We start from the raw sequence: 10617 nt of genomic DNA, 5'->3' as shown, positions 1-10617 counted from the left end.
CGCGGCCCCCGCTTACCTCCCAGCCCGAGTGGGCGAGGGTTCACGCGGATTTTTGCTGATAGCATGGCAGCGGTCATCTGCCGGGAGCACCTCATGCCAGCCTCGTCTCATCCCTTCGCCGAGCTGTCCCCCGCCCGCGTGGTTGCCGCCGTGGAGTCGCTGGGCTTCTGGCTGCCCGGCGAGCCCTTCGCCCTGAACAGCTACGAGAACCGCGTCTTCCTGGTCCATGACGAGGAGCGGCGGCGCTGGGTGGTCAAGTTCTACCGTCCCGGACGCTGGAGCGATGCCGAGATCCGTGAGGAGCACGCCTTCCTCCATGAGCTCGTCGCCGCGGGCGTGGCCGTGGCCGCGCCCTGGCAGGCTGTCGACGGGGAGAGCCTGCACCGGGCCGAGGGCTTTCGCCTGGCGCTGTTCCCGCACCTGCCTGGCCAGGCGCCCGAACTGGAGAACCCGGCGCACCTTTTTGCCCTGGGGGAGCTGATTGGCGCCGTGCATGCGGTGGGGGCCCGTGCCGGCTTCCAGTCGCGGGGTCGCCTTTCGCTGGTGCCCATGGCACGCCACGCCAGCGAGCAGGTGCTGCAGAGCCGCTGGCTCGATCGCCATCAGCGGCGCGCCTACACGCGGGTCAGCGAGGCGCTGCTGAGCGCCCTGGCGCCCCATGCCTGGGCGGACGAACGGGCAATCCGCGTCCACGGCGACTGCCACCTGGGCAACATCCTGGGGCGCGACGAGGTCTTCGCCCTGGTCGACTTCGACGACTGCCTGATGGCGCCGGCCGTGCAGGACCTGTGGATGCTGCTCACCGCCGAGCACGAGGCGGAGTGGCAGATGCAGCTCTCGGAGGTGGTGGAGGGGTACGAGCAGCATCGTGACTTCGACCGCGCCGAGCTGCGCCTCATCGAGGCGTTGCGCACTCTGCGGCTGATGCGCCACAGCGCCTGGCTGGTGGCGCGCTGGGAGGATCCTGCCTTTCCGCCGGCCTTTCCCTGGCTGGCGGATTCGGCCTACTGGGATGGGCACATCCGCCTGCTGGAGCAGCAGCGCCAGGTGCTGGAGCGCGCACCGCGCTGGCTGGCCTGAGCGCGCCCCGCCGCGCATCGCCGGGCGCGCCCAGGTGCGGTGCGTCAGTCGACGTTCGGGTCGGGCGCGTCGCTGGGAATGGGGTTGGCAACGCCCTCGCCGTCGGCCTGGCGCCGCTGTTCGTTGATCTCCGCGGAGGGATTGGGCTGCTCCTCAAGGGTAAGCGCCTCGGCGAGCTGCAGCAGGAAGGGGGTGTCGGGGGCGAGTTCGCAGCGCGCTCCGTCACACTCTGCCGCGATGCCGTAGCTGCCGTCGCTCGCGTAGGCGGCGGCGGAGAGCTCGCCGGTATAGATCGCGCTGTCCCCTCCCTGGGTCTCGATACAGGTCAGGGCATCGGTGGTGACCTGGATGCGCTGGCCGTCGAGGCGGGCATTGCCCACCAGCACGCAGTACTCGGGCAGGGTGTGGCTGGCCTCGGCGTGGCCGCTTACGGGGTGCATGAGGATGTCGTTGCGCTGCCCCTCCTGGTCGTCCAGGGCAATGCGGTCGATGACGGTCACGGCGACCTGTGCATCGGCGGGGAGCGTCAGGGTGTCGGCCAGGGCGGCGGTCGGCAGGGCCAGCAGTCCCAGGCCAATGGCGGTCAACAGCGCGGTAGGGGTCTTGATCATCGCGGGCTCTCACTGAAGCGGGCGGCGCCAGGCGCCGTGAAACGATGGCCATCAGTCTACCATAGGGCCCGCTGGGCCGGCAGCGGGCGCATCGTCGCAGGGATGTTACGCGGGTGCCAGTCGCAGTCGGCGGGCGGGGCACGCTTGCGCTAGAATGGGTCTCAATCGGGTAATTGTTGTACACGCATATATATTAGTGTAGATCTTGTACAGTTGGTGGCTGGGTCTTTGTGCCCGCTTCCGGCAAAACGCTCGCTACTGCCACGGGGCCTGACCATGACAGAAGAACTCGCCAACCACTTCCGCCAGATCATCCACGAACTGGGCGAGGATCCCGATCGGGAAGGATTGCGCGATACGCCCAAGCGGGCCGCCAAGGCCATGCAGTTTCTCAATCGCGGCTATACCCAGCGCCTCGAGGAGATCGTCAACGGCGCGGTCTTTGCCTCGGAGACCGACGAGATGGTGCTGGTCAAGGATATCGAGCTCTATTCGATGTGCGAACACCATCTGCTGCCGTTCATCGGCAAGTGCCACATCGCCTATCTGCCCAATGGCAAGGTGCTGGGGCTCTCCAAATTCGCCCGTGTCGTCGACATGTATGCCCGCCGCATGCAGATCCAGGAGAACCTGACGCGCCAGATCGCCGAGGCGGTGCAGCAGGTGACCGACGCTCGCGGGGTGGCCGTGGTGATCGAGGCGCGCCACCTGTGCATGATGATGCGCGGGGTGGAGAAGCAGAACTCCAGCATGACCTCCTCGGTGATGCTGGGCGCCTTCCGCGAGAACCAACCCACCCGTCAGGAGTTTCTCACCCTGGTCAGCGGGCGATGAAACGTCGTCACGCCATCCTCGATTCCGCCGAGCCCGTTACCACCGCTTCTCTGGGAGGCCGCCCATGGCGCTTCACGCCCTCGATGACCAGCACCTCGACCACGACCTGGCGACGATCCGCATCAAGAACCTCCGCCTGCGCACCTACATCGGCATCAAGGAGGAGGAGACCAACAACCGCCAGGACGTGGTGATCAACGCCGTGATCCGCTACCGAGCCGACCAGGCGGTGGCCTTCAACCATATCGAGCAGGCGCTCAACTACCGCACCATCACCAAGGCGGTGATCGCCCATGTGGAGGAGGGCCGCTTCCTGCTGCTGGAACGCCTGACCCGCGAGGTGCTCGACCTGATCATGTCCTACGAACCGGTGCTCACCGCCCAGGTCGAGATCGACAAGCCCCACGCCCTGCGCTTCGCCGATTCGGTCTCCATCACCCTCTCTGCCAGCCGCGAACCGCGTCGCAGCCGCTGAGGGCGACTTGGTGTGCGAGGGGCATTACGCTTAGCATGGAAGATAAATCGTCAACAAGGCCGCCCGGCGGCCGGGAGACCCCCATGGAAGCCCTCAAGGAAACGCAGCTTTACTGTCCCTTCGCCTACATCGACGGCAGCTGGGTCGCTGCCGACAGCGGCGAGCAGATCGACGTGATCAATCCGGCCACGGGTGAGGCCTTCGGGAACGTCCCCCGGCTGGGGCGGGCCGAGACCGAGCGCGCCATCGCCGCGGCCGATGCGGCCCTGCCGGCCTGGAAGGGGCTCACCGCCCAGGAGCGCGCCGACATCCTGATGAAGTGGCACGACCTGATGTTCGAACATCAGGACGACCTGGCCATGATCATGACCTATGAGCAGGGCAAGCCGCTCAAGGAGGCGGCCGGCGAGATCGCCTACGCGGCGAGCTTCCTGCGCTGGTTCGCCGAGGAGGCGCGGCGCGTCTATGGCGAGACGGTCCCCGCCGCCAAGCCCAACCAGCGCATCGTGGTCACCAAGCAGCCGGTGGGCGTGGTGGGCGCCATCACCCCCTGGAACTTCCCGGCGGCGATGATCACCCGCAAGGCCGGGGCGGCGCTCGCGGCCGGCTGCACCTTCGTGGTCAAGCCGGCCAGCCAGACGCCCTTTTCCGCCACGGCACTGGCGCTGCTCGCCGAGCGTGCGGGGATACCGCGCGGGGTGTTCAACGTGGTGCCCGGGCGCGCCGCCGAGATCGCCGCCGCGCTCACCGAGTCGCCGCTGGTGCGCAAGATCACTTTCACCGGCTCCACCGAGGTGGGGCGCCAGTTGATGGCGCAGGCGGCGCAGCACGTGCAGAAGATCTCGCTGGAACTGGGCGGCAACGCCCCCTTCATCGTCTTCGAGGATGCCGACCTGGACGCCGCCGTGGAGGGCGCCATGGCCGCCAAGTTCCGCAACGGCGGCCAGACCTGCGTGTGCACCAACCGCTTCCTGGTGCAGTCCAGCGTGGTCAACGCCTTCTGCGAGAAGCTCGCCGTGGCCATGAACAGCGAGCTCAAGGTGGGCGACGGCATGCAGCCCAACATCAACATCGGCCCGCTGATCGACGACCGCGCCGTGGCCAAGGTCAGCGAGCACGTCCACGATGCCGTGGATCAGGGGGCCGAGCTGCTGCTGGGGGGGCATCCGCACCCCCTGGGCGGCAACTTCTTCACCCCGACGCTGATCAGCTTCGCCACGCGCGACATGAAGGTGGCCCAGGAGGAGACGTTCGGTCCCTTGGCCGCGGTATTCCCGTTCGAGGACGAAGAAGATGCGGTGCACATGGCCAACGATACTCCGTACGGGCTCGCCTCCTATTTCTATTCCCGCGATCTGGGGCGGGTGTGGCGCGTCGCCGAGGCCCTGGAGTACGGCATGGTGGGCATCAACTGCGGGCTGATCTCCAACGCCGCCGCGCCCTTCGGCGGGGTCAAGGAGTCCGGGCTGGGCCGCGAGGGCGGCCACCAGGGGCTGGAGGAGTTCCTCGAAACCAAGTACCTGTGCATCGATCTGGGATCCTAGGTTCGAGGTTCGCGTCTCAGCCAAAACAACCCCCCATCGGGCAACACGCCCGGTGGGGGTTATTCTGTAGCAAGCCTAGACTGCTCGCGCCTCGCGCCTCGCGCCTCGCGCCTCAGTGCCTAAAGTGGCGCATCCCGGTAAATACCATGGCAATCCCCGCCTCGTTGGCGGCGTCGATCACCTCCTGGTCGCGCATCGAGCCGCCGGGCTGGATCACTGCAGTGATGCCCGCCGCCGCGGCGGCGTCGATGCCGTCGCGGAACGGGAAGAAAGCGTCGGAAGCCATCACCGAGCCGGGCACCGAGAGGCCCTCGTCGGCGGCCTTGATGCCGGCGATCTTCGCCGAGTAGACGCGGCTCATCTGGCCGGCGCCCACGCCGATGGTATGACCCTCCTTGGCGTAGACGATGGCGTTGGACTTGACGTACTTGGCTACCTTCCAGGCGAACGCCAGGTCGCGCATCTCCTGTTCGGAGGGCACTCGCTCGGTGACCACGGTGAGCTCGTCGCGGCCCACCATGCCCAGGTCGCGGTCCTGAACCAGCAGCCCGCCGGTGACGCGCTTGAAATCATGGGCATGCTCGCGCTTGCCGGGCCAGTGCTCGCCGATGTCGAGCAGGCGCACGTTGGGCTTCTCGGCAACGATCTCGGCGGCGGCCGGTTCGACCCCCGGGGCGATGATCACCTCGACGAACTGGCGGTCGATGATGGCGCGGGCGGTCTCGCCGTCCAGCGGGACGTTGAAGGCGATGATGCCACCGAAGGCGCTGGTGGGGTCGGTGGCGAAGGCCTTGTCGTAGGCCTCGCGGGGGCTGCCGCCCACCGCTACCCCGCAGGGGTTGGCGTGCTTGACGATCACGCAGGCGGTCTCGCTGAAGCTCTTGACGCACTCCAGGGCGGCGTCGGTATCGGCCACGTTGTTGAAGGAGAGCGGCTTGCCCTGGCGCTGGTCGGCGGTGGCCACGCTCGGCTCGCGGGTGGCGGCCTCGACGTAGAAGGCCGCCGCCTGGTGGGGATTCTCGCCGTAGCGCATGGCCTGCTTCTTGACCAACTGCAGGTTGTAGGTGCGCGGGAAGCCGTCCTCGCCGCCCGGCACGCGGCTGCCCAGGTAGTCGGCGATGGCGGCGTCGTAGCCGGCGGTGTGCTCGAAAGCCTTCACCGCCAGGTCGAAGCGGGTCGCATCGGACAGGGCGCCATCGCGGCTCGTCATCTCGTCCAGCACGCGGGCGTAGTCGCCGCTGTCCACCACGATGGTGGTGTGGGCATGGTTCTTGGCACAGGCGCGCACCATGGTGGGGCCGCCGATGTCGATGTTCTCGATGGCGTCCTCGAGGGTGCAGTCGGGCTTGGCCACGGTCTGGGCGAAGGGATAGAGGTTGACCACCACGAGGTCGATGGGGTCGATGCCGTGCTCGGCCATCACCGAATCGTCCTGGCCGCGGCGGCCGAGGATGCCGCCGTGGATCTTGGGATGCAGCGTCTTGACCCGGCCGTCCATGATCTCGGGAAAGCCGGTGTGCTCGGAGACCTCGGTCACCGCGATGCCGTGCTCCTGGAGCAGGCGATAGGTGCCCCCGGTGGAGAGCAGTTCGACGCCGCGCGCGCCGAGTTCGCGGGCGAAGTCAACGATGCCGTGCTTGTCGGAGACGCTGATCAGCGCGCGTCGGATCGGCTGGGGACGGGGGGTGTCGGCCATGGTGCAACTCGTCGTGGTAGTGGAAAGGATGGGGGACAGGGCGGAGCGACCCTTGGCCGCCGCCGCTCAGATCAGGTCATGCTGCTTGAGCTTCTTGCGCAGGGTGCCGCGGTTGAGGCCGAGAATCTCGGCGGCGCGGGTCTGGTTGCCCTGGGTGTAGTCGAGCACGGCGGCTAGTAGAGGCGATTCGACCTCGGCCATCACCATGCTGTAGAGATCGGTGACGATGCCGCCATCCAGGTGATCGAAGTAACGTCGCATGGCCGCGTCCACCGCTTCGCGCAAGGGCCTCTCGCCCAGCGTGGCGGGTTCCTCGGCCAGCGAGTTCGCGGTGTCGCCGGGCGTGGCCAGGCCGGCAGCAGCCTGGTCGTCCTCCAGCGAGGGGGAGATGGAACGTTCGATGGGGTGACGGTTCATGCGGCACTGATTCCATGCGTTGTCCGCGGGGCGACGGCGTGAGGAGACGACGTCGGCCCTGAGCGAAAGAGGTCATCGATGAAACGATGCTGTGCGTCGGGCTGCTCCAGTGCGTTGAACGCCGCCCGCAGCTCGCGCTGCTCGCGGGCGTCGAAGCGGCAGTCCGAGGCGAGGTACCAGCCGAGGTGCTTGCGGGCGATGCGCGGCCCCATGTAGTTGCCGTAGAAGCGGTGCAGCTCGCTCAGGTGGTCGCGCAGAAGCGTGGCGCGCTCGCTGTCCTGCGGCGGCGGTTGCCGTCCGCCGTGGCGCAGGTAGTGGTCGATCTCCCGGAAGATCCAGGGGTTGCCCTGGGCGGCTCGGCCGATCATCACGGCATCCGCCCCAGTATAGTCGAGAACGGCGGCGGCCTTCTCCGGCGAGTCGATATCGCCGTTGGCGAACACCGGAATGCTCACGGCGGCCTTGATGGCGGCAATGGTGTCGTACTCGGCCGTGCCGCTGTAGCGCTGCTGGCGGTGGCGGCCGTGCACCGCCAGGGCCTGGATGCCGGCGGCCTCGGCCAGACGCGCCACGCGCACGCCGTTGTTGCTCGCGGCGCACCAGCCGGTGCGTATCTTGAGCGTGACCGGCACGTCCACCGCGGCCACCACCGCCTCGAGGATCTCGCCCACCAGGGCCTCGTCGCGCAGCAGCGCCGAGCCCGCGGCCTTGTTGCACACCTTCTTGGCGGGGCAGCCCATGTTGATGTCGATGATCTCGGCGCCCTGCTCGACGTTGAGGCGCGCCGCTTCGGCCAGCATGGCGGCGTCGCCGCCGGCGATCTGTACGCTGCGTGGCCCCGGCTCGCCGCGATGGTCGAGGCGCTGGCGCGACTTGCGGGTGTGCCAGAGCGCCGGGTCGGCGGTGACCATCTCGCCCACCACCAGGCCCGCGCCCAGTCGCCGGCAGAGCTGGCGAAAGGGGCGGTCGGTGACGCCGGCCATGGGCGCCAGGATCACCCGGTTGGCGAGACGGTGGCGGCCGATCTGTGGTAGGGGGCGGCTGTCGGGCATGGTTGGGCCTGGTGGCGTGCGGGGGGCATATCATACGCCCCCGGCCGATAATGGTGAAGGCGGCTGCTCGCTCAACGGTCGCGCCGGCCGGTGAGCCGCACCCAGCCCTCGCGCAGTGCGGGCTCGTCCATCGCCAGGCCCTGGGCGGCATAGGCGTCGCGGACCTCCTCGGCCTGGCTCTCGAGAATGCCGGAGAGGGCCAGGCGGCCGCCCGGGGCGACATGCCCGGCGATCATGGGCGCAAGCTCCACCAGCGGGCCGGCCAGGATGTTGGCGAGCACCAGGGGGAAGGCGCGCTCGGCCGCCAGCCGTTCCGGATAGTGCAGCGCGAAGGCGCTGTCAGCGATGCCGTTGCGCTCGGCGTTGTCGCGGCTCGCCGTGAGCGCCTGGGGGTCGATGTCGGTCCCGGTGGCGTGCGCTGCACCCAGCTTGAGCGCGGCGATGGCGAGGATGCCAGAGCCGGTGCCGACATCGAGCACCTCGCGCCCCGCGAGCGCGCCGCGCACCGCCAGGGCGTCGAGCCATTCCAGGCACAGTGCCGTGGTGGGGTGGGTGCCGGTGCCGAAGGCCAGCCCCGGGTCGAGGTGCAGGTTGACGGCATCGGGCTCGGGCGGGGCGTGCCAGCTGGGCACGATCCACAGCCGCTCGCCCATGCGCAGCGGCTGGAAGTCTTCCATCCACTCCCGCTCCCAGTCGCGGTCGGCGACGAGTTCGTGCTCGATGGTCGGGCAGGGCTCGCCGGGCAGCGCTTCGGCCCAGGCCGCGGCGAGGCGTTCGCGCATTGCCTCCAGGCCCTCCAGGTCGTCGTAGAGGCCGGTGAGCACGGTCTCGTCCCACAGCGGCGTGGTACCGCGCTCGGGCTCGAAGACGGGGTCGTCGTGGGCGTCCTGCAGGGTGATGGCGGTGGCGCCTTCGGCGAGCAGCAGCTCCTCGAGCAGTTCCGCCTGCTCGGGAGCGACGCGCGCCTTGAGTTGCAGCCAGGGCATGGGGCCTCCGGGGTGTGGGGAACGCAAGCGGGGTGGCCGTGGCCACCCCGCGGGAGTCGATGCCGGCGCCGCTTCAGGCGCTGAGCTTCTTCTCCAGGTAGTGGATGTTCACGCCGCCCTGCTGGAAGTGGCCGTCGCGCACCAGGTCCTTGTGCAGGTCGATGTTGGTCTTGATGCCTTCGACCAGCAGCTCGTCGAGCGCGTTGCGCATCCGCACCAAGGCGGTCTCGCGGCTCGGCCCCCAGGTGATCAGCTTGCCGATCAGCGAGTCGTAGTGGGGCGGCACGCTGTACCCGGTGTAGAGGTGGGAGTCCATGCGCACGCCCAGCCCGCCCGGCGGGTGGTAGAGCGTCACCTTGCCCGGGGAGGGCATGAAGGTGCGCGCGTCTTCGGCGTTGATCCGGCACTCGAAGGCGTGGCCGTTGAGCGTGACCTCCTCCTGCGAGATCGAGAGCGGCATGCCGGAGGCGATGCGCAACTGCTCGCGGACGATGTCCACGCCGGTGACCATCTCGGTGACCGGGTGCTCCACCTGGACGCGGGTGTTCATCTCGATGAAGAAGAACTGGCCGTCCTCGTAGAGAAACTCGAAGGTGCCGGCGCCGCGATAGCCGATTTCGACGCACGCCTCGCGGCACGCCTCGAGTACCTTGGCGCGCGCCTCGGGGTCGATGCCCGGCGCCGGAGCTTCCTCGAGTACCTTCTGGTGACGGCGCTGCAGGGAGCAGTCGCGGTCGAAGAGGTGGATGGCGTTGCCCTGGCCGTCGGCGATGACCTGCACCTCCACGTGGCGCGGGTGCTCGAGGAATTTCTCCATGTAGACGGTGCCGTCGCCGAAGGCCGAGTGGGCCTCGGTGCGCGTCACCGTGACCGCCGAGAGCAGGTGCGCCTCGGTGTGCACCACGCGCATGCCGCGCCCGCCGCCGCCGGCAGCGGCCTTGATGATCACCGGATAGCCGATGCGTCGTGCGGTGGCGACGATGTCCCCCTCGTCGTCGCCCAGCGGGCCGTCGGAGCCGGGCACCGTGGGCACGCCGGCCTTCTTCATGGCCTCGATGGCGCTTACCTTGTCGCCCATCAGGCGAATGGTCTCGGCCTGGGGGCCGATGAACACGAAGCCCGAGCGCTCCACCTGCTCGGCGAAGTTGGCGTTCTCGGAGAGAAAGCCGTAGCCGGGGTGGATGGCGCTGGAGTCGGTGACCTCCGCAGCGCTGATCAACGAGGGGATATTGAGATAGGACTGGGCCGAGGGCGCCGGTCCGATGCAGACCGCTTCGTCGGCGAGGCGCACGTGCATCAGTTCGCGGTCGGCCTTGGAGTGCACCGCGACCGTCTTGATGCCCAGTTCCTTGCAGGCCCGCAGGATGCGCAGGGCGATCTCGCCGCGGTTGGCGATGAGTACCTTGTCCAGCATGATGGATCCGCCCGTGTCGATGGTGTCAAGAAATGATGAGGAGCGGCTGGTCGAACTCGACCGGTTCGCCATCCTCGGCCAGGACCGCCTCGATCACGCCGTCGTGATCGGCCTCGATCTGGTTCATCATCTTCATGGCCTCGACGATGCAGACCGTCTCGCCCTTCTTGACGCTCTGGCCCACTTCCACGAAGGGCTTGGCGCCGGGTGCCGGGCTGCGATAGAAGGTGCCGACCATGGGCGAGTTCAGGGAATGGCCCTGGGGTTCGGCGGGCGCTTCGCGCTCCGGCTCGGCCGTCGGGGTCGCAGCAGGCTGGGTGGCGGGCTGGGTCGCGACGGCCGGCTGCGGCATGGTGGCCGGCGGCCAGCTCACGCCATTGGGGTGGCGGCTGATGCGTACCGACTCCTCGCCTTCCTGGATCTCGATTTCACTGATGTTGGATTCTTCGAGTAGCTCGATCAGCTTCTTGACCTTGCGGATATCCATGGCTCTGTCTCGATCGGTGGG

The 10617-nt window shown here is 68.4% G+C and carries 11 protein-coding genes; 4 read left to right on the top strand and 7 right to left on the bottom strand.

The features are described from left to right. Window positions 1-93 precede the first annotated feature (93 nt). Window positions 94-1080, top strand: coding sequence for a serine/threonine protein kinase (locus FEF15_RS15170; protein WP_163560011.1), 987 nt, complete (start codon window positions 94-96; stop codon window positions 1078-1080). Window positions 1081-1124: 44 nt separating this feature from the next. Here the strand turns inward: FEF15_RS15170 and FEF15_RS15165 are convergent, their stop codons facing one another. Beyond that, the gene (locus FEF15_RS15165) at window positions 1125-1691 is read right to left on the bottom strand and encodes a hypothetical protein (RefSeq protein WP_163560010.1); all 567 of its coding nucleotides are present in this window, start codon (window positions 1689-1691) and stop codon (window positions 1125-1127) included. A 276-nt stretch (window positions 1692-1967) separates the two neighbouring features. Here FEF15_RS15165 and folE point away from each other — a divergent pair, with 276 nt between their 5' ends. The 3 genes from folE to FEF15_RS15150 all read left to right on the top strand — a co-directional run bounded on the left by folE (window position 1968) and on the right by FEF15_RS15150 (window position 4544). Further along, window positions 1968-2525 (top strand): GTP cyclohydrolase I FolE, encoded by a 558-nt coding sequence (folE, locus tag FEF15_RS15160; RefSeq protein WP_163560009.1) that lies wholly within the window; start codon window positions 1968-1970, stop codon window positions 2523-2525. Window positions 2526-2589: 64 nt separating this feature from the next. Further along, complete coding sequence (gene folX, locus FEF15_RS15155) at window positions 2590-3000, top strand: dihydroneopterin triphosphate 2'-epimerase (RefSeq protein WP_163560008.1); 411 nt, start codon at window positions 2590-2592, stop codon at window positions 2998-3000. 83 nt (window positions 3001-3083) lie between these two features. Continuing rightward, window positions 3084-4544 (top strand): NAD-dependent succinate-semialdehyde dehydrogenase, encoded by a 1461-nt coding sequence (locus tag FEF15_RS15150; RefSeq protein WP_163560007.1) that lies wholly within the window; start codon window positions 3084-3086, stop codon window positions 4542-4544. 112 nt (window positions 4545-4656) lie between these two features. Here the strand turns inward: FEF15_RS15150 and purH are convergent, their stop codons facing one another. The 6 genes from purH to accB form a co-directional block, all read right to left on the bottom strand. Beyond that, entirely contained in the window at window positions 4657-6240 is a 1584-nt protein-coding gene (purH, locus tag FEF15_RS15145; RefSeq protein WP_163560006.1) for a bifunctional phosphoribosylaminoimidazolecarboxamide formyltransferase/IMP cyclohydrolase, read from the bottom strand. 66 nt (window positions 6241-6306) lie between these two features. Next, window positions 6307-6657, bottom strand: a complete 351-nt coding sequence (fis, locus tag FEF15_RS15140; RefSeq protein WP_240454192.1) for a DNA-binding transcriptional regulator Fis — start codon at window positions 6655-6657, stop codon at window positions 6307-6309. After that, window positions 6654-7709: a tRNA dihydrouridine synthase DusB gene (gene dusB, locus FEF15_RS15135; protein WP_163560005.1), complete on the bottom strand. Its 1056-nt coding sequence runs from the start codon at window positions 7707-7709 to the stop codon at window positions 6654-6656. Before dusB ends, fis begins: the two co-directional genes overlap by 4 nt. Window positions 7710-7780: 71 nt before the next feature. After that, window positions 7781-8695 carry a 50S ribosomal protein L11 methyltransferase gene (gene prmA, locus FEF15_RS15130; protein ID WP_163560004.1) on the bottom strand — a complete coding sequence of 305 codons (915 nt, stop codon included), beginning with the start codon at window positions 8693-8695 and terminating at the stop codon, window positions 7781-7783. Window positions 8696-8768: 73 nt separating this feature from the next. Beyond that, window positions 8769-10109: an acetyl-CoA carboxylase biotin carboxylase subunit gene (accC, locus tag FEF15_RS15125; RefSeq protein ID WP_163560003.1), complete on the bottom strand. Its 1341-nt coding sequence runs from the start codon at window positions 10107-10109 to the stop codon at window positions 8769-8771. A gap of 25 nt (window positions 10110-10134) precedes the next feature. Further along, the gene (gene accB / locus FEF15_RS15120; RefSeq protein WP_163560002.1) at window positions 10135-10596 is read right to left on the bottom strand and encodes an acetyl-CoA carboxylase biotin carboxyl carrier protein; all 462 of its coding nucleotides are present in this window, start codon (window positions 10594-10596) and stop codon (window positions 10135-10137) included. Between the last annotated feature and the right edge of the window lie 21 nt (window positions 10597-10617).

Source organism: Halomonas sp. NO4 (genome assembly GCF_010994375.1).
Lineage (GTDB): Bacteria > Pseudomonadota > Gammaproteobacteria > Pseudomonadales > Halomonadaceae > Halomonas.
This window is presented reverse-complemented; position numbering and strand designations above follow the sequence as displayed.

Excerpts from the sequence above, each read along its gene's own strand:
- FEF15_RS15170 (WP_163560011.1), top strand. The coding sequence starts at position 94 with ATGCCAGCCTCGTCTCATCCCTTCGCCGAGCTGTCCCCCGCCCGCGTG.
- FEF15_RS15165 (WP_163560010.1), bottom strand. The coding sequence starts at position 1,691 with ATGATCAAGACCCCTACCGCGCTGTTGACCGCCATTGGCCTGGGACTG.
- purH (WP_163560006.1), bottom strand. The coding sequence starts at position 6,240 with ATGGCCGACACCCCCCGTCCCCAGCCGATCCGACGCGCGCTGATCAGC.
- FEF15_RS15150 (WP_163560007.1), top strand. The coding sequence starts at position 3,084 with ATGGAAGCCCTCAAGGAAACGCAGCTTTACTGTCCCTTCGCCTACATC.
- accC (WP_163560003.1), bottom strand. The coding sequence starts at position 10,109 with ATGCTGGACAAGGTACTCATCGCCAACCGCGGCGAGATCGCCCTGCGC.
- accB (WP_163560002.1), bottom strand. The coding sequence starts at position 10,596 with ATGGATATCCGCAAGGTCAAGAAGCTGATCGAGCTACTCGAAGAATCC.
- folX (WP_163560008.1), top strand. The coding sequence starts at position 2,590 with ATGGCGCTTCACGCCCTCGATGACCAGCACCTCGACCACGACCTGGCG.
- fis (WP_240454192.1), bottom strand. The coding sequence starts at position 6,657 with ATGAACCGTCACCCCATCGAACGTTCCATCTCCCCCTCGCTGGAGGAC.
- folE (WP_163560009.1), top strand. The coding sequence starts at position 1,968 with ATGACAGAAGAACTCGCCAACCACTTCCGCCAGATCATCCACGAACTG.
- prmA (WP_163560004.1), bottom strand. The coding sequence starts at position 8,695 with ATGCCCTGGCTGCAACTCAAGGCGCGCGTCGCTCCCGAGCAGGCGGAA.
- dusB (WP_163560005.1), bottom strand. The coding sequence starts at position 7,709 with ATGCCCGACAGCCGCCCCCTACCACAGATCGGCCGCCACCGTCTCGCC.